The sequence below is a fragment of the Bacillus mycoides genome, assembly GCF_000832605.1.
Lineage (GTDB): Bacteria > Bacillota > Bacilli > Bacillales > Bacillaceae_G > Bacillus_A > Bacillus_A mycoides.
In genome coordinates this window covers 1,015,024-1,035,691 of record NZ_CP009692.1, presented here as the reverse complement: position 1 = coordinate 1,035,691, position 20,668 = coordinate 1,015,024, and the positions used below count along the sequence as shown (strand labels likewise).

22 protein-coding genes, 2 pseudogenes and 1 riboswitch are annotated in these 20,668 nt (G+C 37.4%); of the genes and pseudogenes, 8 read left to right on the top strand and 16 right to left on the bottom strand.

Annotated features, from left to right (window positions below):
* Window positions 1-95 precede the first annotated feature (95 nt).
* Window positions 96-593, top strand: a complete 498-nt coding sequence (locus BG05_RS07100) for a hypothetical protein (RefSeq protein WP_002129735.1) — start codon at window positions 96-98, stop codon at window positions 591-593.
* A gap of 124 nt (window positions 594-717) precedes the next feature.
* Here the strand turns inward: BG05_RS07100 and BG05_RS07095 are convergent, their stop codons facing one another.
* Window positions 718-1,020, bottom strand: coding sequence for a YutD family protein (locus BG05_RS07095; RefSeq protein WP_002015914.1), 303 nt, complete (start codon window positions 1,018-1,020; stop codon window positions 718-720).
* Window positions 1,021-1,138: 118 nt separating this feature from the next.
* On the opposite strand from BG05_RS07095, the gene BG05_RS07090 reads away from it, so the two are divergent.
* Window positions 1,139-1,717: a YhcN/YlaJ family sporulation lipoprotein gene (locus tag BG05_RS07090; protein WP_002129737.1), complete on the top strand. Its 579-nt coding sequence runs from the start codon at window positions 1,139-1,141 to the stop codon at window positions 1,715-1,717.
* Between the two features lie 28 nt (window positions 1,718-1,745).
* Here the strand turns inward: BG05_RS07090 and BG05_RS07085 are convergent, their stop codons facing one another.
* On the bottom strand, window positions 1,746-2,477 hold the full coding sequence (locus tag BG05_RS07085; RefSeq protein WP_002143625.1) for a MerR family transcriptional regulator: 732 nt from the start codon (window positions 2,475-2,477) through the stop codon (window positions 1,746-1,748).
* Between the two features lie 108 nt (window positions 2,478-2,585).
* Between BG05_RS07085 and BG05_RS07080 the strand changes: the two genes are divergently transcribed.
* Window positions 2,586-3,401 carry a YhfC family intramembrane metalloprotease gene (locus tag BG05_RS07080; RefSeq protein WP_002184736.1) on the top strand — a complete coding sequence of 272 codons (816 nt, stop codon included), beginning with the start codon at window positions 2,586-2,588 and terminating at the stop codon, window positions 3,399-3,401.
* A 301-nt stretch (window positions 3,402-3,702) separates the two neighbouring features.
* Here BG05_RS07080 and BG05_RS07075 read toward each other — a convergent pair.
* Window positions 3,703-4,014: pseudogene (locus BG05_RS07075) on the bottom strand (hypothetical protein); the annotation flags it as partial.
* Between the two features lie 133 nt (window positions 4,015-4,147).
* Between BG05_RS07075 and BG05_RS07070 the strand changes: the two are divergent.
* Together BG05_RS07070 and BG05_RS07065 are read left to right on the top strand one after the other, a co-directional pair.
* Window positions 4,148-4,701 (top strand): annotated as a pseudogene (locus BG05_RS07070) (histidine phosphatase family protein).
* 74 nt (window positions 4,702-4,775) lie between these two features.
* Window positions 4,776-5,255, top strand: coding sequence for a YbaK/EbsC family protein (locus BG05_RS07065; protein WP_002184734.1), 480 nt, complete (start codon window positions 4,776-4,778; stop codon window positions 5,253-5,255).
* Window positions 5,256-5,275: 20 nt separating this feature from the next.
* Here BG05_RS07065 and lipA read toward each other — a convergent pair whose 3' ends face one another.
* Window positions 5,276-6,172 (bottom strand): lipoyl synthase, encoded by an 897-nt coding sequence (lipA, locus tag BG05_RS07060; protein ID WP_002034580.1) that lies wholly within the window; start codon window positions 6,170-6,172, stop codon window positions 5,276-5,278.
* A 189-nt stretch (window positions 6,173-6,361) separates the two neighbouring features.
* Here lipA and BG05_RS07055 point away from each other — a divergent pair, with 189 nt between their 5' ends.
* The gene (locus BG05_RS07055) at window positions 6,362-7,345 is read left to right on the top strand and encodes a M23 family metallopeptidase (RefSeq protein WP_002184733.1); all 984 of its coding nucleotides are present in this window, start codon (window positions 6,362-6,364) and stop codon (window positions 7,343-7,345) included.
* Window positions 7,346-7,401: 56 nt separating this feature from the next.
* Here the strand turns inward: BG05_RS07055 and yunB are convergent, their stop codons facing one another.
* The 3 genes from yunB to BG05_RS07040 form a co-directional block, all read right to left on the bottom strand.
* Window positions 7,402-8,133, bottom strand: coding sequence for a sporulation protein YunB (gene yunB, locus BG05_RS07050; protein ID WP_002184732.1), 732 nt, complete (start codon window positions 8,131-8,133; stop codon window positions 7,402-7,404).
* A gap of 55 nt (window positions 8,134-8,188) precedes the next feature.
* Window positions 8,189-8,491 (bottom strand): YunC family protein, encoded by a 303-nt coding sequence (locus BG05_RS07045; RefSeq protein WP_002015926.1) that lies wholly within the window; start codon window positions 8,489-8,491, stop codon window positions 8,189-8,191.
* 65 nt (window positions 8,492-8,556) lie between these two features.
* A complete protein-coding gene (locus BG05_RS07040) occupies window positions 8,557-9,894 on the bottom strand; it encodes a bifunctional metallophosphatase/5'-nucleotidase (RefSeq protein WP_231348329.1) in 1,338 nt (445 codons plus the stop codon).
* A 425-nt stretch (window positions 9,895-10,319) separates the two neighbouring features.
* On the opposite strand from BG05_RS07040, the gene BG05_RS07035 reads away from it, so the two are divergent.
* Window positions 10,320-10,649, top strand: a complete 330-nt coding sequence (locus tag BG05_RS07035; protein WP_002184730.1) for a PadR family transcriptional regulator — start codon at window positions 10,320-10,322, stop codon at window positions 10,647-10,649.
* Window positions 10,649-11,395 (top strand): VanZ family protein, encoded by a 747-nt coding sequence (locus tag BG05_RS07030; protein ID WP_002184729.1) that lies wholly within the window; start codon window positions 10,649-10,651, stop codon window positions 11,393-11,395. The genes BG05_RS07035 and BG05_RS07030 overlap by 1 nt, the downstream gene beginning before the upstream one ends.
* An 84-nt stretch (window positions 11,396-11,479) precedes the next feature.
* Here BG05_RS07030 and sufB read toward each other — a convergent pair whose 3' ends face one another.
* The 9 genes from sufB to BG05_RS06985 form a co-directional block, all read right to left on the bottom strand.
* Window positions 11,480-12,877 (bottom strand): Fe-S cluster assembly protein SufB, encoded by a 1,398-nt coding sequence (gene sufB / locus BG05_RS07025; protein ID WP_002015928.1) that lies wholly within the window; start codon window positions 12,875-12,877, stop codon window positions 11,480-11,482.
* A gap of 48 nt (window positions 12,878-12,925) precedes the next feature.
* Window positions 12,926-13,357: a Fe-S cluster assembly sulfur transfer protein SufU gene (sufU, locus tag BG05_RS07020; protein WP_002089369.1), complete on the bottom strand. Its 432-nt coding sequence runs from the start codon at window positions 13,355-13,357 to the stop codon at window positions 12,926-12,928.
* Window positions 13,347-14,567, bottom strand: a complete 1,221-nt coding sequence (gene sufS, locus BG05_RS07015; protein WP_002015930.1) for a cysteine desulfurase SufS — start codon at window positions 14,565-14,567, stop codon at window positions 13,347-13,349. The genes sufU and sufS overlap by 11 nt, the downstream gene beginning before the upstream one ends.
* Window positions 14,567-15,859, bottom strand: coding sequence for a Fe-S cluster assembly protein SufD (gene sufD, locus BG05_RS07010; protein WP_002184727.1), 1,293 nt, complete (start codon window positions 15,857-15,859; stop codon window positions 14,567-14,569). The genes sufS and sufD overlap by 1 nt, the downstream gene beginning before the upstream one ends.
* Before the next feature lie 15 nt (window positions 15,860-15,874).
* Window positions 15,875-16,660 carry a Fe-S cluster assembly ATPase SufC gene (sufC, locus tag BG05_RS07005; protein WP_002034576.1) on the bottom strand — a complete coding sequence of 262 codons (786 nt, stop codon included), beginning with the start codon at window positions 16,658-16,660 and terminating at the stop codon, window positions 15,875-15,877.
* Window positions 16,661-16,897: 237 nt separating this feature from the next.
* Entirely contained in the window at window positions 16,898-17,704 is an 807-nt protein-coding gene (gene metQ, locus BG05_RS07000; protein WP_003192184.1) for a methionine ABC transporter substrate-binding lipoprotein MetQ, read from the bottom strand.
* Window positions 17,705-17,775: 71 nt separating this feature from the next.
* Window positions 17,776-18,588 carry a methionine ABC transporter substrate-binding lipoprotein MetQ gene (gene metQ, locus BG05_RS06995; protein ID WP_002015935.1) on the bottom strand — a complete coding sequence of 271 codons (813 nt, stop codon included), beginning with the start codon at window positions 18,586-18,588 and terminating at the stop codon, window positions 17,776-17,778.
* Window positions 18,589-18,610: 22 nt separating this feature from the next.
* Window positions 18,611-19,276 carry a methionine ABC transporter permease gene (locus BG05_RS06990; RefSeq protein ID WP_002129754.1) on the bottom strand — a complete coding sequence of 222 codons (666 nt, stop codon included), beginning with the start codon at window positions 19,274-19,276 and terminating at the stop codon, window positions 18,611-18,613.
* Complete coding sequence (locus tag BG05_RS06985) at window positions 19,269-20,294, bottom strand: methionine ABC transporter ATP-binding protein (protein WP_002015938.1); 1,026 nt, start codon at window positions 20,292-20,294, stop codon at window positions 19,269-19,271. Before BG05_RS06985 ends, BG05_RS06990 begins: the two co-directional genes overlap by 8 nt.
* A 178-nt stretch (window positions 20,295-20,472) precedes the next feature.
* Window positions 20,473-20,580: riboswitch (SAM riboswitch) on the bottom strand.
* Between the last annotated feature and the right edge of the window lie 88 nt (window positions 20,581-20,668).

The window sequence follows — 20,668 nt, the reverse complement described above, 5'->3', positions numbered from 1 at the left end:
TTTTTATTTTTGTCTCTTTCTTATGTCTTCATACTACAAGACATCCAAATAGCTGTATTACGTTCCTTTGCCACTAATATAAGAGGTGAAGGAAAATGCAGAAAGTACAACTTTCTTGGAGTTTATATGAAAACGAACTAGCAACAATCGAAAAGTATTGTAAAAATTGCAGGCGTACTACCCTTTTTACCGACACGAACATTCGCAGGCATAACGCAAACGGAAAGAACATATACCGATTTGCAATTTATAAATGTCCGAAAGATCATACGTGGAATCAAAAACTTCATATTTATAAATCATTTACTGATCACGTCGAAACTGTCGAGATGACTCAGCAAGAACAAACGGAAACAAGTACTACCATTTCCATTACACAATACAAAGAAAGTGGTATAGCCGAAATAACGATCGTATTAGACATAGTTTTCGGTTCCCACCGGATTGATAAAGTGTTATCCACATATATTTCAGATTGGAGCCGTGCACTCATTGTGGATAAAATTAAAAATGGGCATATCCAATTGAACGGACAACAAATGAAACCAAACAAAACTCTTTCTGAAGGTGATTACATTTCAATTTGTTTGTAAGGTGGACTCTCATGTTAAAGGTGAGAAAAGGTACGATTGATTTATTGAATGACTTAGATGTAATGTAAACAGTCTCCTCATAATTACTATGAAAAAATCCTCTTACAATCGTAAGAGGATTTTTTCATTTCTTCACTTTTCGCAATACAAAGTGTGCACAACCGAAGTTACAGTACTCGTATAAATACTCTGATAAAGTACTAATTTTCGTATCATATGTCGAACGTTGATTACTATCATCAAAGAATCCGCGCAATCTAAGTTGCTCATAACCCCAGTCTCCAACGATATAATCATATTTATTTAAAATTTCTGCATAGCGCTCTTTAAGTGCTTCTTCACTAAAACCGTCACGAAAGTTTTTAATCACTTCGTACTGAACATTATTAACGCTCACCGTAGTATGAATCTCTTGCTTTTGCTCCATTATGAACTTCCTCTCTAAGCATTCTTCTTTTTATCGTATCACAAAGCATAACAACCAACAATTTCAAATACAAAAAATTGAAAATTAGTGCATGCTATGGAGAAGGAGGTGCTACATCGTGAAAAAACAAATTATACTCTCTCTTCTCACTCTTTCCTTATTTGTGGGTTGCCAATCAACTAATAAAGCCGAAATGGAGCGTGAAGAAGGAAGTCGTGTTCTTGTTTCCAACAAAAACGACATGTATCATACGGAAAATACAAATACACGGCTCACAAGGGTGGGCTATTCATCTAAACAAAAACATGAAGTATCTAACAAACAAGTAGGCGCCATTAACCGTGAGAAAGTCGCTGAAATGATTACAAGCATGACAGTCAAACTTCCTGACGTCACCAATGCCGCTACACTCGTTACCGACGACGAAGTGTTCGTTGTATACCGTGCAAACACAACGGATCCAAAACTCGTAACAGATCAAGTATATAAAACTGCTTTGTCCATCGTTCCTCGCTATTATAAAGCATATGTATCAACAAACCAAAAGTTGATTTCTCAAATTCAAGGTCTTCAATCTGGTAGCTTAAACGATAAAGAATATGAACAAAGTCTTGATATGTTAAAACGGGAAATGAGCGATAATCCTCATTTGAACAATACGGGGGATCAAACTTTAAATGATATGATTAAAAAATAAAAAGGTGGAGAAAACCTCCACCTTTTTACTATTTCTTACGATCCGCATAAACCTCCATCGCATCACACATAAACTGCGCTAAACCTTCACCAAACTTATCAATATTTTTCGTAAAACGCTCATCAGCAACATACATTTGACCGAGTCCCTTAAAGGCCTCTAATGAATATTCACCGAAGTTTTGCAAGTAATCGTACCATACCCCGATTGCGGATTGCGCCTCTTTAGAATCAGGTGCTCCATTTCGAAGTGTTGCTAGATTTCTGTAAATATTATTAAACTCCTCCTGTTTCTCTTTAGACATCCCCTTCGCTGTTTTATTCGCTTTATCTACAGCCTCATCTCCCCATCGTTCCCGTGCTTCTTCTTCGTACGGGTTATGACTAAAATCAAATCCTTCAAATTTCTCTTTATTCGTCATATCAATCTCTCCTTTTGTATGCTGAATTGTTTTATTAATCGTCGCTATCACCTTATCTAACCTGGCACGCTTTTCAAGAAGCATTTTCTTATGAAGTTGTAGTGCTTCTTCATGATCAAATGATGGACTCATGATAATTTCTTTAATCTTCTTCAAAGGGAAGCCTAGCTCTTTAAAAAACAAAATTTGCTGCAACGTTTCTAAATTTTCATTGGAATACAGACGATATCCAGACTCTGTCGTCTCATCTGGGGTTAACAACCCAATTTCATCGTAATGATGCAGTGTGCGCACACTAATCCCAACTAAATTAGCTACTTCTTTTACCCTCATTGTCATGCGTATCTCCCCCTTAATACATACGATAAAGTATGACGCAACGTTAGAGTCAATAAAAATTTCATTTTGTTTTTGAAAGATTCATCTCTCCACATTCTCCTACATTTCATGCATAATATATATGTACGTACATTAGAAAGCGGTGAAAGTATGGTTTCAAATACTGTAATTGCCAGCATCATATTTCAACTTGTTGTTTCGGTTCTGGTCCCAATTATTGTACTCGTTTATTTCCGTAAAAAATATAATATTAATTGGAAAGTGGTCGGCGTTGGTGTTCTTATCTTTATTGGATTTACCCAAATTCTCGAAACACCGTTCCACCTATTTATGCGTGGTAATCCAGCAATCGCTCCATTTTTAGAAAATCCGTATGTCTTTGCAATTTATGGCGGACTAACTGCTGGTATTTTTGAAGAATTAGGACGCTTCGTTGCCTTCTTCTTCCTACTAAAAAAATATCTAGAATATAAAGATGGCTTCGCTTATGGAATTGGTCATGGCGGGATTGAATCCATTTTAGTTGGCGGATTCTCTGCATTGCAGACACTTATATTCGCTAATGCTATTAACAATGGTAGCTTCGCTCAAATGGCAGAAAAACTACCACAATTAAATCTTGTAAAGGATATGTTAATAGAACAACCTGCCTATTTATACTTACTCGGTAGCCTAGAAAGAATTATGGCACTCGTGCTGCAAATTGCCTTCACAATGCTTGTCGTATACGCAGTAAAACAAAAGAAATACATTTTCCTTGTTTACGCTATATTATTCCACGCACTTGTAGACTTTTTCGCGGCACTTTACCAAACAAAAATGATTAACATCTTTGTAGCAGAAGGAATTACTCTTCTCTTCGCGATTGGTGGTTTCATTCTTATTCGTAAAATGAAAGCGAAATTAGTAAGTGTGCCAGAATAAAAAATAACCCACCAGTTGGTGGGTTATTTTTTATATGGATTTTCGTAGTGATGATAACTTTTCCCCCCTTGCAGCTCCCTCTTTGTTTCCGCATCTATAACGATGTACTTATGGAACTCATCTACTTCATCTTGAGAAAAGGAAGCGAAAAAATAAAGTGAAACTTTAATCAGTGGGGGTTTATCCACTGATTATTAGTTGAACCAATCGGGCTTTTACGGGCAGTTGATCTCCCATTTAACTACTTTTCTTTAAAACTGAATTTTGCGGTGGGAGTCTTGCTGCCCGTTAATGCGGGGTAAACTTGGCGATCAGGGTGAATAAAAAAATCTTGAAACACCACGCTACTCCGACAACCCACGGCTGTTTTTTGTCTGAAAGAAAATTCTTCATCGGGCACTTCTTTAAATAAAATCTTTTTCCGAACACTATATGCTGCATTTTTATATTCTTTATACACCTTTTTATCTAACTGTTCGTAAAACACATCCTCACTCACAAATGGCTTATTTCGATTGCTTGGATAGTCTAATTTTTGATTTGATTGTGCATATGTTGTGGACAATTGCGCGAGAAAACAAATACTGAATACAATGCATATCATTTTTTTCATAATTGCACCTCAAATTTTCATTATCCACATTACTTTTCCACATACTTAGATCACTATTCCGTTTCCAATAAAAAGGAATTTTTTCCACATTTGTCGAAGTATATAGCGTCAACTTGAAAGATGGGGATGAATTATGAAGAAAATTATTGTAATACGACATTGTTCCGCAACTGGACAAAACGTGATGCCGAATTAACGTTTGCCGGAAAAGATCAAGCTAACACCCTTGCTGCATTCCTCTTAGAAAATCAGCTACAAATAGATCATATTATTTCGAGCCCATTTGTCCGAGCTATCGATTCCATTCGGCCCTATGCGATTCAAGCTAACCTATCTATCGAAGAGGATGAACGATTAGCTGAACGTATATTAAGCAACGTTCCGATGGATGATTGGATGCAAAAACTAGAATCTACTTTTACAAACATAGATATTGCCTTTTCAGGCGGAGAGTCAACAAAACAAGCAACGGACCGTGCTATATCGCTTATCCAAGACGTTTTAAAGTTAAACCATACTACAACACTACTCGTTACACATGGAAACTTACTTACGCTCATTTTAAAGCACTTTGATCGTACGATCGGCTTTAGTGAATGGAGAACTTTAACGAATCCTGATGTTTACGAAATTACAATCGATGAACAAAGTTTCATAAAACGATTATGGGAAGCATCGTCCAAGTAGTATCCCTTTCCAAAACACTCAGTTGACGCCACGAGAAGAGACTGTATTAACAATAGAGAGGGGTATCATTCCATATGTATGAAGATGTACTTTCTTTACTACATAAAACAAATGCTTCTTATGAAAAATTTGAACACGAACCAGTACTTGACTATGAAACAGATCGTATCGTTCGTGAAAGACTTGGTTTGCAAGGCACTCCAAGTAAAAGCTTATTTTTAAAATCAAAATCCGGGGAGCATTACGTATTCTTTACGTTAGAAGGCACTCGCCTCAACCGAGGAGAGATGAAGGAAATAACAGGAGAGAGCTTATCTCTCTGTTCTCCTAATGAGCTAAGAGAAGAGACTGGTTGCACTCCTGGATGTGTAGCTCCTTTCGGTTATTCACAAAATGTAACGATTATTGTGGACAGTTCAATTTATACTTACGATAAAATTTTAATTACACCTGGTGTACCTGAATTTACAATTGAATTATCCACAGAGGAATTAAAAAAAATTTTATCCACATGTCAAAATAAAGTTTTAGAGTATAAGAAAAAAGAGAGCTAATGATTAGCTCTCTTTTTTCATTATTTCGCTTCTGCTGTTTTTTCTTTTGCAGAACGTACTTGCTCGTCCGCATGATAAGAAGAACGTACAAGTGGACCAGCTTCACAGTGGCTAAATCCTTTGCTAAGTGCAATTTCTTTTAGCTCTGCAAATTCTGCTGGTGGATAATATTTAATAACTGGTAAATGCTTCTTAGATGGTTGTAGGTATTGTCCAAGAGTTAAAATATCCACATTGTTTGCACGTAAGTCATCCATTGCTTCAATTAAATCTTCTCTCGTTTCACCTAAGCCCAGCATAATGCTCGATTTAGTTGGAATATCAGGCTGCATTTCTTTTGCTCGACGTAAAAACTCTAATGAACGGTCATATTTTGCTCTAGCGCGAACTCGGTTAGATAATCGACGTACTGTTTCAATGTTATGGTTCAAAATATCTGGTTTTGCATCCATTAACATTTTTAAGTTTTCTTCTACCCCACCCATATCAGATGGTAATACTTCGATAGACGTGAATGGATTTTCACGACGAACAGCGCGTACTGTTTCAGCAAAAACAGCTGCTCCGCCGTCCTTTAAATCATCACGTGCAACCGCTGTTATAACAACGTGCTTTAAGCCCATTTGTACTACAGAATCTGCTACGCGTTCTGGCTCTTGTAAATCAAGCTCAGTTGGTAAGCCTGTTTTAACCGCACAAAAACGACAAGCACGTGTACAAACCGCACCTAAGATCATAAATGTTGCTGTTTTCCTTACAGCCCAGCATTCATGAATATTCGGACATTTCGCCTCTTCACAAACTGTATGAAGATTCTTAGAACGCATCATTTTCTTTAAGCCTGTATAGTTTTCATTCGTGTTTAACTTAATTTTCAACCATTCGGGCTTGCGCTTATACTCTGTTTGTTTTGTCATGGTTATCAACTCCGCACAATATGAAATAGTTTACCGTGTTCGCTTCTTTCAATGTAACATATCTATTCTAACGTATGAAAGCGATTTGCTCAAATGAAGATTCTAAGATTTTTTCCAATCGTTCCCTATAATGAAATACTCCGTATATCCCACACTAAAAAGAGTGATGTTGTGAAAGGAGTCTATTTCATGCTTCGAAAAATTTCTCTTTTGCTTTCGATTTGCTTTCTTCTCCACCAAAACATCGCTTACGGTGAAGATAATCAGCAAAGCATATATGAAAAGCGCATGGCACTATATAAAGAAACTGAGCAATCTTCCGGTATTCCGTGGTATTACTTAGCCGCAATGGATCAATACGAAAGAAACATACGGAGCGTAAGAAAAAATATTCCGAAAAAACCAGATGCCATCATTTCCCTTTATTTCAAACCTGAAATATGGGCTGGACCTGTTAATAGTAATGATACTCTCCCCCATACAATTTCTCTATTTGGCGGAATGGGTTTAGATGGTGACAAAGATGGATTTGCAAATGCAAATAACGACCGTGATCTTCTGCATACAGCAGCAACCATTTTAAAGAAACAAGGAACGTCGGAAGACCGTATTAACATTATGCTTTGGGAATATTATAGACGTGCAAAAACAGTTGAATTAATTACAGAATACGCCCGAATTTATAAACATTATGGACGCATTAATTTAGAAGGTAATGCTTTCCCTCTCCCGATTCGCAGTGACCATAGCTATCGTAGTACTTTCGGTGCTGGTAGAAGCTTTGGCGGCAGGAGGATTCATGAAGGAACCGATATTTTTGCTGGATATGGCGTACCAGTACGATCAACTTGCTATGGCGTTATTGAAACAAAAGGATGGAATCGTCTTGGTGGATGGCGCATTGGTATTCGTGACCTTCATAATAATTACCACTATTACGCTCATTTAGGCGGGTTCTCTAAAGAAATACAGCTCGGACAAATTGTCGAACCAGGAAAAGTAATCGGATTTGTCGGTAGTACCGGCTACGGTCCTCCTGGTACAGCTGGAAAATTCCCGCCCCACTTACATTTCGGCATGTATAAAGACAATGGCTATACAGAATGGGCTTTCGATCCATACATGCATTTAAGCCTTTGGGAACGAAAAGAACGAGCAAATACAAAACGATAACCGTAGCAAATTGCTACGGTTATTTTTATAAATATAAATCAATAGAACACTACTGACTAATTATCCGTTTTCTTTTTATCTGGTACAGCAACTCCCCCGCTTCCGTAATAAGTAGGCACTTCACCTTGAACGATGCGCGTCGCAATCGGAATGTTTTGCTTCACTTTAATTTCTTTCGTGCGTAACGGAATCATAACTTGTAACGTCACTTCCACTTCCATAATAATTTTGATCGCTGTATTATTAATTCCTTGCGGCTCAACTAATTGTTTAATATCCGTATTCACATGACCAATTGGCGTAAAATTAATCGGAATATCTGGTCCTATATTACCAAGAAGCGCATTATCAGTTATGCGTCCAAAAGGAACTGACATAGATACCCCATTCTCTTCAAAAATACCAAGTGCTTTCGTATCCCCTTTTTCTACTTGTTGTAAATATTTTTCTATGTATGCAGTAGTCGATGTTAATATTTCATTTACTTGTTTTGTATTTAAATCAATTGTAGATACTTTCCCGTTCCTATCCGTTTGTACTTTCATTAATGAATCTACATCAAACCCTTCATTAATCCGGTCTTTTACCGCTTTCGTCATAACTGCTGTTGCCATTTTATGAGTCTCTGTTTCCCCATACTTAATTAACGTTGGCTGAATACTTTTATTTACAATCCATAAACCTTGAACTACCATTACGATAAAAATAATAAATGAAATAAGCAGTATATACCGAAAGGAAATCGGTCCCCTTCGAAACCGCGAATTTTTCGAACGAAATATGCCCATCAGAAAACCCTCCTTCTTATATTATTTCTATGCAAGAAAGAGGGATGATATATGCTTATCTCATTTTTAATAGTGCATCTTTTCCGATTGTGCCTACCGGAATACCTAAAGCTTCGGCTCCAGTCGTTACTGATTCCAGCGGTGCTTCAAGAAGTTGTTCAATCGTTCTTACACCAACCGCACGGCCAGCAATAATTCCTCGATCACCTAACTTCTCATTTAGAAGACCTACATCTAAAGCACCGCACATAATATATCCTTTATCGCTCATTACAGCTAGCAAATTTGTCTTTGGAAGTTTTACGCTAACAGCAATGAACGTATAGTTATCAATTATAATTGGCTCTACATTAACCATAGTTCACACTCCTCTCTTTCTTATCTTTATGACAAGAGAAAAATGAGTGTTACAAGTTAACTAGCCTATAGTTTGACTGAAGATGTATAAGTTATCAACATGTCTGTTAGTACATCTCTAAGCAATTCCGGCATATAATATTGTTTGTCAGAAAGTGTGGATAGCTCTGGGTATAAGTATCCGAATGTAAACATATCAATCGTCCCTACCGTATATATCCGGTCTAATTCCAGCGATTCGCCGTTAATCAATACATCTTCTAGTAAAATTTTATTCCCTGGAATCGTATCTGGAATCACTTCCAAACCATCGTAAATCATTTTCCCCATTACTTTTCCACGAAATCCGAATCCTTTCACCTCAAGGTTCTCCATATTCGGACGACGCGCTTTCAAAATAACTTCTCGTAACGTTTTTCCTGGCACTTTTAATAAACATGGATTAATTGGATGTGGACAAATTCTGTGAATATCTCCGCGCGTCACAACACCTTCATTTAATCCCTCAAGAAGTACACCAGCATTTACCATCCCAACATCCGCATTACACCACTCTTTAAGTGCACTTGCCAACATATGAGAAAACGTCGTCTCCTTAAACCAATCAACCAGCAATGATTCTTTTAAATGAACGACAGGCTCAGCCATTATCTGTTTACTTTCTTCCTTTAGCATTTCAATTGTGGATAACGGCTCGCTATAAGCACCTAACCGTTCTGTCTTAATCGCTCTACCGTCTTTTTTCAACAGTCTCTTCGTCTCTTTATCCACAGTAAGCTGAACGTGACCAACGTAATGTCCCCACTTTTCACAACAGCAAAGCAAAGTATTATCCACAAGAACACCGCGCTCAAATAAATGATGCGTATGTGCCCCTAAAATAACATCTATATCATAATGCTCCGCCATATACTCATCCATACTTTTTCCAAGATGAGAAAGCACAACAGTAATATGAGCTGTATCCTTAACTTCTTCTAAAATAGACTCTAAATGGATGATTGGATCTTCAATATGCCAATCTAACATATGATAAAACTCTGGATAAGCTACCGTTAATCCAATAAAGGCAATCGTAATCCCATCTGTCGTTGTATGTAATTTATAAGGCTGCGCCCACGCTGGACGTACACCTTCTTTTTCAAATAAATTCGCTACGAGCACCTCAAACCCAGCAGCATCATATAGACGATTCAAATGCTCTTTCGCCAATGTAATTCCTTCATTATTTCCGATCGTTACATAATCATATAACGCCTCATTTAATAATTTTGTATTCCCAAGTCCATTTGTCGCTTCCGAAATACTATGAAAACGATCCACATGATCGCCAATATCCACAGTTAAAACAGTCTCTCCCGCTTCCTGTCTTCGCCTTTTCTCCCCTTGTACAAACCGAGAAATTTGCGGCCAATTTTCAAAATGACTATGTATATCGTTTGTATGATAAAGGTGGATGATTGTTTCTTTATTTATATTCAGAGAAAAAACCTCCTCTCAGTTCCTTACTGCCATTTACGCTATACGTACGCAATAATCCTGTAAATACTTTTCGTCTTTTCTTGCTATTTTACATTGTACTCGCATTATAAGAAAAAGCCAAAGATTGCCCTTTTAATATGGAAAACTTTATTTTTTCTAATCTGTGGATTAGTTGGAAGAGGATTTTCTTTGTAGTCGGTGGTGGGGACCTATTTGTCAGGAAGCTTGTTGGACGGATTGGCGAAGAGCTTTTTGCTGCCTCCTAGATGGAGTATTGCCCTACACATATACCTTGTAACACGACATATGTCGTGTTACAATTTCATCATAAGGAGGTGAACCATAAAATGGATAAAGAGATATTAAAAGGAAGTATTGATATTTTACTTCTCTCCATCATTAAACAGCACGATACGTACGGATATGAAATTATTCAAAGGCTAAAAGAAAACAGCAATGATCTATACACAATGAGCCAAGGTACACTCTATCCAGCACTCAAACGTTTGGAACAAAAGGATTTAATAAATTCATACTGGGGTGAATCTGAAACTGGTATGAAACGAAAATTTTATCGCATTACTACGAACGGAAAGAAAATTTTAGAAGAAAAACTAACAGCGTGGGATTCAGTTACAGCTCTTATTAAAACTTGTCAGAAAGGAGCTTTAAATTAATGACGATTGAAGAATATATAAAGAGTATCGTTCAAAAAACAAACCTATCGCAACCTGATAGAGACGAACTTTACTTCGAAATTTACGATCATCTTACAAGTTTAAAACAAGAATTTCTTGATCAAGGAAAATCTGAAGAAGAAGCTACTACATTAGCCATTCAAAACTTCGGAGAAGCCTCTACTTTAGGAACTGAAATTGAAAAAGCGATGCAATCTTCTACGCAAAAATATGTACAGTGGATTGGTTGGGGATTATTTTTACCGTATTCATTTGTTTTATTATTTAAACTGTTGCTCGGGAGGCCAGCTTTTTACTTTGGTAATCTGAAGTACTTCTTTGAAACAGGTGACTGGCATTCTATACACGGTGGGTTAATAAACTTAGTTCCTTTCAGAAGTACAATCCGCTATTTAAGTGGATTCGATCTAACACATCTACTAGATCCTTATAATATAGACATCGTACTTATGAATACATTAGGAAACGTCATCATATTTATCCCATTCGGATTCCTACTACCTTTATTATTTAAACAAATTAACAATGTAAAAATGGCGTCTAAAATTTTCATTAAGTTTATTTTATTAATTGAATCGTTACAACTCCTTACTTTTACTGGTGTTTTTGATATTGATGACATCATATTGAATATGCTAGGTGCTTTAATTGGATATGGTTCTTTCATTGGGATGAAACATATTTGGGAGCGTATTAAATCTGTGGATAAGGTGGATACGATTTAGGTTCGAGGGTATCCCAGCCTGCCCTGAACCCAGCACAACATAAAAAAGCGCCCTGCTGTGCAGGGCGCTTTCTTCATACATATATTAACCGATAGAACCTTCCATCTCAAACTTGATTAGACGGTTCATTTCAACTGCGTATTCCATTGGAAGTTCGCGAGTGAATGGCTCGATGAAGCCCATTACGATCATTTCTGTAGCTTCTTGCTCAGAAATACCGCGGCTCATTAGGTAGAATAATTGTTCTTCTGATACTTTAGATACTTTCGCTTCGTGCTCAAGTGAAACGTAATCGTTTTTGATTTCGTTGTAAGGAATTGTATCAGATGTAGATTGGTTATCCATGATTAACGTGTCACACTCGATGTTAGAGCGAGAGTTTTTCGCTTTTGGTCCGAATTGTACGATACCACGGTAAGTTACTTTACCACCATGCTTCGCAATCGATTTAGAAACGATTGTTGAAGACGTGTTTGGTGCTAAGTGAATCATTTTCGCACCAGCATCTTGGTGTTGGCCTTTACCAGCAATCGCGATAGATAATGTTAAACCACGAGCGCCTTCGCCTTTTAAGATAACTGCTGGGTATTTCATCGTTAATTTAGATCCGATGTTACCGTCAATCCATTCCATCGTTGCGTTTTCTTCACAAACCGCACGTTTTGTAACTAGGTTGTATACGTTGTTCGCCCAGTTTTGGATTGTTGTATAACGGCAATATGCATCTTTCTTAATGATGATTTCTACTACCGCACTATGAAGTGAGTTAGTCGTGTAAACAGGTGCTGTACAACCTTCTACGTAGTGTACGTGTGCGCCTTCGTCTACGATGATAAGCGTACGCTCGAATTGTCCCATATTTTCAGAGTTAATACGGAAATACGCTTGAAGTGGTGTATCAACTTTAATACCTTTTGGAACGTAGATGAATGATCCACCAGACCAAACTGCAGAGTTTAATGCAGAGAATTTGTTGTCTGTTGGTGGGATTACTTTTCCGAAATGCTCACGGAAAATATCTTCGTTCTCTTTTAATGCGCTATCTGTATCTTTGAAGACGACTCCTAGATCTTCTAGGTCTTCTTTCATGTTGTGGTATACAACTTCAGATTCGTACTGTGCAGATACACCAGCTAAATATTTTTGCTCAGCTTCAGGAATACCTAATTTATCAAATGTCGCTTTAATTTCCTCAGGTACTTCATCCCAAGACTTCTCAGATTTCTCAGATGGTTTTACGTAGTACGTAATTTCATCGAAATCTAAGTCGTTTAAGTCGCCGCCCCATTGTGGCATTGGCATTTCATAGAACTTATCCAGTGATTTTAAACGGAAGTCTAACATCCACTGTGGTTCTTCTTTCATACGTGAAATCTCTTCAACGATTTCTTTTGTTAAACCGCGTCCAGCACGGAAAATCGAAACGTCTTTATCCTTGAAACCATATTTATAATCGCCGATATCTGGCAGTTGCTTCGCCATGTTGGTGTGTCCCTCCTTATATAACCTCGTTTTTAGGAACCTTTAACATTACTTATCTTCGTTTAAGCCCTTTTCTAACGCTTTCCACGCTAATGTTGCACATTTAATACGTGCCGGGAACTTGCATACGCCTTGTAATGCTTCAATATCTCCTAAATCAATGCTGTCATCATACTCTTTTCCTAGCATCATGTCAGAGAAAATTTTAGAAAGCTTAAGGGCCTCTTCAATTTTCTTTCCTTTTACTGCTTGTGTCATCATTGAAGCTGAAGACATTGAAATTGAACATCCTTCGCCTTCAAACTTCGCTTCTTGTACAATACCCTCTTCTACTTTCATCGTAAGTTGAATACGATCGCCGCAAGTTGGATTGTTCAAGTTAACGGTAACACTATCTTCTAACACGCCATGGTTACGAGGATTTTTATAATGATCCATAATAACTTGACGATATAACGTATCTAAATTATTAAATGACATTTGTGAAATACTCCTTTGTCTTGATTAGTGATTCAACAAATGTATCAATTTCTTCTTTTGTATTATATAAATAGAAGCTCGCACGTGCTGTAGAAGAAGCTTTTAGCCACTTCATAAGCGGTTGTGCACAGTGATGTCCTGCGCGAACCGCAATGCCTTCTACATCTAATACAGTTGCTACATCGTGAGGATGTACGTCTTCAATATTAAATGTAACTAGACCAGCGCGATGCTTTGGACCATAAATTGTAACGCCATCTACTTCTGATAGTCTCTCTAAAGCGTATTGCGCTAATTCATGTTCATGCTTTTCAATATTATGAAGACCGATTTCTTCTAGGAAATCAATTGCCGCACCAAGTCCGATTGCATTACCGATAATCGGTGTACCTGCTTCGAACTTCCACGGAAGCTCTTTCCAAGTAGACTCTTGTAAGTCTACGAAATCAATCATTTCACCACCAAATTCAATTGGTTCCATATTGTTTAGCAATTCTTTCTTACCATATAATACGCCGACACCTGTTGGTCCGCACATCTTATGAGCAGATAATGCGTAGAAATCACAGTTTAAATCTTGTACATCCACTTTCATATGAGGTGCACTTTGTGCTCCATCAACGATCATGATTGCACCGTTTTCATGTGCGATTGCTCCGATTTCTTTTACAGGGTTAATCGTTCCAAGTACGTTAGAAACGTGCATGATAGAAACGATTTTTGTATTCGGTGTAACTGTTTGACGAACATCTTCTAAAGAAATTGTACCGTCTAGTTGAAGCGGAAGGTATTTTAAAGTTGCACCAGTTTTCTTCGCAACTTGTTGCCACGGAATGATGTTACTATGGTGCTCCATGTAAGAGATGACGATTTCATCGCCTTCTTTTACATTATCAAGACCATAGCTAGCTGCTACTGTATTTAATGCAGTTGTCGTTCCGCGCGTGAAAATAATCTCTTCCATTGATTTCGCATTAATAAACTTGCGAACTTTCTCACGTGCACCTTCATACGCGTCGGTAGCTTTCGTACCGAGCGTATGAACACCGCGATGCACGTTAGAATTATATTCTTTATAATAACGTTCTAACGTTTCAATGACTTGAATTGGTTTTTGAGAAGTTGCTGCACTATCGAAATAAACAAGTTGTTTGCCGTTCACTTTTTGATCAAGAATTGGAAACTGTTTGCGTATTTCATGAATATTCATTAGCGAACTTTCCTTTCAATTACCTCAACAAGCTGTGCCTTTACTCCTTCAATTGGAAGCTCATTTACTACAGGTGCTAAGAATCCATGGATGACTAAACGTTCTGCTTCGCGTTTTGGAATCCCACGGCTCATCAAGTAGTATAATTGGTATGGATCTACGCGGCCTACTGAAGCTGCGTGACCTGCCATTACATCATCTTCGTCGATTAAAAGAATTGGGTTTGCATCACCGCGAGCTTTCTCATCTAACATAAGAACGCGAGAAGATTGTTGTGCATTTGATTTAGATGCACCGTGTTCAATCTTACCAATTCCGTTAAAGATAGATGTTGCACTATCTTTTTGTACACCGTGTTTTAAAATCCAACCTTCAGAGTGTTTACCGAAGTGAACAACTTTAGTTGTAAAGTTTTGTGTTTGGTTACCACGACCAATTGTTACTGTTTTTGTATCAGCATATGATCCGTCGCCCATTAAGTTCGTAACGTTCTCTGAGATTGTATTTCCGTCATTCATAAGGCCTAGAGCCCAATCAATGCGGCCGTCGCGTCCAACAATTCCGCGGCGGTTAACGTAAGTTGTTACGTCTTTTGCTAATAGATCAACCGCACCGAATTTCACTTGTGCGCCTTGTTCCACGATTACTTCTGCTACGATATTTGCAATACCTTTAGCATTTTCATTTGCAACGTAGTTTTCTACATATGTTACAGTACTGTTCGCATCAGCTACGAATAATACGTGGTTATATACGTTAGCTTCTTCGCCGTCTACTAAGAATACAGCTTGAAGTGGAGTTTCAAGAACAACGTTTTTCGGAACATATACGAATGCACCGCCGTTGATTAATGCAGCATGAAGTGCAGTTAGACGATGCTCGTCTACTTTCACGCCGTCTTTCATTAAGTACTTTTGTACTAATTCAGCATGCTCTGTTGCAGCTGTTACGATGTCTGTAAAAATAACACCTTTTTCTTTTGCTTCGTCTGCTAAAGAAACGAAAGCAGTTGTACCAGTACGTTGTACTAATACGCTGTTATTTTCATCGATTAAGTTTTTCACTGCTTCTGGAAGCTCTATTAAAGAACTTACAGGCTCTTGCTTAGCAGCGTCGCCTTTTCCGATAAAGTCCCATTTTTCAATTTTCGTTTTATCAGGCGTTGGCATTGGAAGTTCAGTTGCTTGTGCAAGAGCTTGTAAGCGGAACTCAGTCAACCAAGCAGCTTCGTTTACTTCGCTTGCGCGCTGACGGATTGTTTCTTGATCGAAAGGTAATGTACCGATTGTCATGTTTATGCTCCTCTCTTACGCTTCTTGCTCTGCTGTTTCGTCTTCAATACCTAATTCTTTTTTAATCCAGTCGTAACCTTCAGCTTCTAGACGTTGTGCAAGCTCAGGGCCACCAGATTTAACGATACGACCGTTCATCATAACGTGAACGAAGTCTGGAGTGATGTAGTTTAATAAACGTTGGTAATGCGTAATCATTAGGCAGCCGAACTCTTCGCCGCGCATTTGGTTAATACCTTTAGATACAACTTTTAATGCATCGATATCAAGACCTGAGTCGATTTCATCTAAGATTGCGATTTTTGGCTCAATCATCATTAATTGAAGAATTTCGTTACGTTTTTTCTCTCCACCAGAGAAACCTTCGTTTAAGTAACGTTGTGCCATTTCTGGATCCATTTCTAGGAATTCCATGTTTTTATCTAAAGTACGGATAAATTTCATAAGAGAAATTTCATCGCCTTCTTCACGACGTGCATTAATTGCAGAACGTAAGAAGTCCGCGTTTGTTACTCCGCTAATTTCACTTGGATATTGCATTGCTAAGAATAGACCTGCTAGCGCACGCTCATCTACTTCCATTTCTAATACATCTTCACCGTCGATGATGATGCTACCTTCTGTTACTTCATACTTTGGGTGACCCATAATCGCAGAAGATAAAGTTGATTTACCTGTTCCGTTAGGTCCCATAATTGCGTGGATTTCTCCACCTTTTACTTCAAGGTTTACACCTTTTAAAATTTCTTTGCCATCGATTGATACGTGTAAGTCTTTAACCGTTAATGTAGAACCAGCCATCTCAATACCTCCATTAATCCTCTATATACATTTTAAAAATTACTAAAACGTTCATATTCTCATTTTATTCTCATTCTAATCTTATATCAAATAAAATGATATCGCAAACACTAAGAAAATGTAACAATTTTTTCACAAATGTATATAAGTATTTCCTTTACATCCTCTTATGATACACCTTTCTTCTTATATATATAAAGAAAAAAGGACTGGGTTATTCCCAGTCCTTCCCAGCACCTATTCATTTACTGGAAGTACAGCACCTTTATATTCTTTATTGATAAAGTCTTGAATTTCTTTTGAATGCAATACGTCTACTAACTCTTTAATTTCTTTTTTCTTCTCGTCACCTTTACGAACTGCGATAATATTTGCATAAGGAGAGTCTGATCCTTCAATTGCAATTGCATCCTTTGTTGGATTTAATTTCGCATCAATTGCGTAGTTTGAATTAATAAATAAAGCATCACCTTCATTGTTTTCGTACAGCTTCGGTGAAAGTCCAGGTTCTACATCTGTTTTAAACTTTAAATTTTTCGGATTTTCTACAACATCTTTTACTGTTGCTTTAACAACATCTACACCGTCTTTTAATTTAATAGCGCCGCCTTTTTGTAACAATGCGAGCATACGGCCACGCTCCGCTACGTTATTACTCATAATAACTGTTCCGCCATCTGGAAGTTCTTTTAAGCTTTTATATTTCTTAGAATAAATGCCCATTGGCTCTAAATGAATTTTTCCTGCATTTACAATTTTGTATCCTTTTTCTTGAATCTCTTTATCTAAATAAGGGATATGTTGAAAATAATTTGCATCGATTTCTTTATCAGCTAATGCCTTATTTGGTAAAACATAATCCTGGAATTTTTTTATCTCTAACTTAATGCCCTTTTTCTCTAATATTGGCTGTGCCTTTTCTAAAATAACAGCGTGCGGTATATTAGAAGCGCCAACGACAAGCTTATTCTCATCTTTCCCCCCGCAAGCAGCTAATGTAAATACAGACAGTGCTGTAACAACTGACAATAGAATCTTTTTCATATGATGTCCCCTTCTCCCCTATAGTTATGTAGTAAAAAAAGGACCGGCATACACCAGCCCTTTTTCCGCAATTATTCTTTTACAGGAACAACTGCCCCTTTATATTCTTTAGTAATAAAGTCTTCAATTTCTTTAGAATGCAGTACTTCTATAAGAGCTTTAATCTCTTTTTTATCTTTATCGCCTTTACGAACAGCTACTACGTTTGCGTATGGAGAATCATTTCCTTCAATTGCAATCGCGTCTTTTTCTGGGTTTAATTTCGCATCAATTGCATAGTTAGAATTAATTAGAACCGCATCGCCTTCTTTATTGTTATACACTTGTGGCAATAAACCAGGCTCGATATCTGTTTTGAACTTTAAGTTTTTCGGATTATCCGCAATATCTTTTGGAGTTGCTTTAACTGGCTCTACTCCGTCTTTAATTTTTAAAATGCCTTCTTTTTGTAAAATTGCTAAACCACGACCATGATCAGTAACAGAATTACTCATAATAATTGTCGCCCCGTTTGGAAGTTCTTTTAAGCTCTTATATTTTTGAGAATACACACCAATCGGTTCTAAATGAATTTTTCCTGCTATTTCAAAATCATATTTCTTATCTTTAATCTCTTTTTCTAAATACGGAATGTGCTGGAAGTAGTTTGCATCTAATTCCTTATCCGCTAACGATTTATTTGGTAATACGTAGTCTTGGAATTTTTTAATTTCTAGCTCAATTCCTTTTTTCTCAAGTAACGGTTTTGCCTTTTCTAAAATTTCAGCGTGCGGTACGTTAGAAGCACCAACAACAAGTTTCTTTTCATCTTTATCTTTCCCGCCACAAGCAGCTAACCCAAAAATTGAAGTTGAAATAAGTGCTGTAAGTAATAATTTTTTCATTTGAAATATCCCCCTGTTTTCATTATCTTTTATCTATTCGAGTCGTTAAACTATCACCAATCCACTGAATTAAAAATACAACGAGTAATACACAAATTGTCGCAACGATTGTTACATCGTTATTTCCACGCTGGAATCCCTCTAAGTAAGCAAGTGTTCCAAGACCACCAGCACCAACAACACCTGCCATTGCTGTATAGCCTACTAAAGCAATAGTCGTAACCGTAATACCAGATACTAACGCTGGTAACGATTCTGGAATTAACACCTTCAAAATAATTGTGCTTGTTTTTGCTCCCATCGCTTTTGAAGCTTCAATTACACCTTTATCAATCTCACGAAGCGCGATTTCAACCATTCTCGCGTAAAATGGTGCCGCTCCAATAATTAAAGCTGGCAGCGCTGCACTCGCTCCGAGTATTGTTCCAAGAAGAATCTTTGTGAACGGGATTAATAAAATAATTAAAATGATGAACGGTATAGAACGGAAAATGTTTACGAACGCTCCAATCACCGTATTAATCGCTTTATTTTCCCATAAATTATCTTTCGCTGTCATAAAGAGTAATAGTCCTAAAATAAGTCCTAAAACAAATGTGGCAAGTGCTGCGATTGCCGTCATATATAACGTTTCACCAGTTGCTTCTAACATTTGATTCCAATCAATATTTGCGATTAACTTATCCATGTGCAATCACCTCCAGCTCTACTTGATCTTGATGAATCCCTTCTATTGCTTGCTGGATCGCTGTTTCTTCACCATTTAAATGAACGACTAAACTTCCGTAAGATCCGTTATTCGTTTGCGCGATATTTCCTTGCAAAATGCTAACTTCTATATCACCGCGCTGCATTAACCTTTGAAGTACCGGTCTTTCTACCGCTTCACCGACAAACTGCAAACGAATTACTTTTCCATCTGGATACTTTTCTATTAAACTTTCAATCGTTTCATTTGTATCTTCAGAATCAGTTAACTGCTGTACAAATCGTTTTGTAATGTCTTGCTGTGGATTACGGAATACGTCAAGTACTGGACCCGTTTCTACGATCTTCCCTTTCTCCATTACAGCAACTCGATTACAAATTTTGCGAATAACGTGCATCTCATGCGTAATCAATACAATTGTTAAGCCGAGACGCTTATTAATATCTAACAATAAATCTAAAATTTGATCTGTCGTTTCCGGATCAAGAGCTGACGTTGCTTCATCACATAAAAGTACTTGTGGATTATTTGCTAACGCTCTTGCAATCCCGACGCGCTGCTTTTGTCCACCACTTAGCTGAGATGGGTACGCGTCTCCTCTTCCTTCTAATCCAACAAGATGAATTAACTCATCGACACGTTTTCTTCTCTCCGCCTTATCGACACCTGCAATTTCAAGTGGGAATGCGATATTTTCACGCACAGTTCGTGACCAAAGTAAGTTGAAATGCTGAAAAATCATTCCGATTTCTTGTCTTGCCTTACGAAGTTCATTTCCAGTAATCGCTGAAATCACACGATTCGCAATTGTAATTTGGCCAGAAGTTGGTTTCTCTAACTGATTAAACAATCTGATTAACGAACTTTTCCCAGCGCCACTATATCCAATAACACCAAATATTTCACCCTTATCTACTTTTAAGTTGGCGTTATCTACAGCAGTGACATCACCGCTTTTTGCCTTATATATTTTCTTTACATTTTCTAATAAGATCATGATGTTCACCCCTTTTTTGTTTGGATAGACTCCGCATTTTTTTATTTTTCATGCGTGTAGTCCATCGTTATAGCTCCTCTTATTATTTGAATGTCCTCCGCATTCAAACAACAAAAAACCTTTCCGCTTCTAGAGAAGCAGAAAGGTTTATATGCGTATATAACAACATTATCCCTCTCTCTCATCTCTCAAAGCATTTGCTTTGCAGGAATTGGCACCATTTCAACATAAGTTGACGGTTGCCGGGCTTCACAGGGCACAGTCCCTCCACCTCTCTTAATAAGAGAAATCAGATTAAATTTTCGTCTGATTTAAAATTTATGAAATTGTCTATATTTTATGAATTGAATTGTATCAATATCCACACGCTCTGT

Coding starts and splice junctions, on each gene's coding strand:
- BG05_RS07100 (WP_002129735.1), top strand. CDS start 96: ATGCAGAAAGTACAACTTTCTTGGAGTTTATATGAAAACGAACTAGCA.
- BG05_RS07095 (WP_002015914.1), bottom strand. CDS start 1,020: ATGGAGCAAAAGCAAGAGATTCATACTACGGTGAGCGTTAATAATGTT.
- BG05_RS07085 (WP_002143625.1), bottom strand. CDS start 2,477: ATGACAATGAGGGTAAAAGAAGTAGCTAATTTAGTTGGGATTAGTGTG.
- BG05_RS07080 (WP_002184736.1), top strand. CDS start 2,586: ATGCATAATATATATGTACGTACATTAGAAAGCGGTGAAAGTATGGTT.
- BG05_RS07065 (WP_002184734.1), top strand. CDS start 4,776: ATGTATGAAGATGTACTTTCTTTACTACATAAAACAAATGCTTCTTAT.
- lipA (WP_002034580.1), bottom strand. CDS start 6,172: ATGACAAAACAAACAGAGTATAAGCGCAAGCCCGAATGGTTGAAAATT.
- BG05_RS07055 (WP_002184733.1), top strand. CDS start 6,362: ATGCTTCGAAAAATTTCTCTTTTGCTTTCGATTTGCTTTCTTCTCCAC.
- yunB (WP_002184732.1), bottom strand. CDS start 8,133: ATGGGCATATTTCGTTCGAAAAATTCGCGGTTTCGAAGGGGACCGATT.
- BG05_RS07045 (WP_002015926.1), bottom strand. CDS start 8,491: ATGGTTAATGTAGAGCCAATTATAATTGATAACTATACGTTCATTGCT.
- BG05_RS07035 (WP_002184730.1), top strand. CDS start 10,320: ATGGATAAAGAGATATTAAAAGGAAGTATTGATATTTTACTTCTCTCC.
- BG05_RS07030 (WP_002184729.1), top strand. CDS start 10,649: ATGACGATTGAAGAATATATAAAGAGTATCGTTCAAAAAACAAACCTA.
- sufB (WP_002015928.1), bottom strand. CDS start 12,877: ATGGCGAAGCAACTGCCAGATATCGGCGATTATAAATATGGTTTCAAG.
- sufU (WP_002089369.1), bottom strand. CDS start 13,357: ATGTCATTTAATAATTTAGATACGTTATATCGTCAAGTTATTATGGAT.
- sufS (WP_002015930.1), bottom strand. CDS start 14,567: ATGAATATTCATGAAATACGCAAACAGTTTCCAATTCTTGATCAAAAA.
- sufD (WP_002184727.1), bottom strand. CDS start 15,859: ATGACAATCGGTACATTACCTTTCGATCAAGAAACAATCCGTCAGCGC.
- sufC (WP_002034576.1), bottom strand. CDS start 16,660: ATGGCTGGTTCTACATTAACGGTTAAAGACTTACACGTATCAATCGAT.
- metQ (WP_003192184.1), bottom strand. CDS start 17,704: ATGAAAAAGATTCTATTGTCAGTTGTTACAGCACTGTCTGTATTTACA.
- metQ (WP_002015935.1), bottom strand. CDS start 18,588: ATGAAAAAATTATTACTTACAGCACTTATTTCAACTTCAATTTTTGGG.
- BG05_RS06990 (WP_002129754.1), bottom strand. CDS start 19,276: ATGGATAAGTTAATCGCAAATATTGATTGGAATCAAATGTTAGAAGCA.
- BG05_RS06985 (WP_002015938.1), bottom strand. CDS start 20,294: ATGATCTTATTAGAAAATGTAAAGAAAATATATAAGGCAAAAAGCGGT.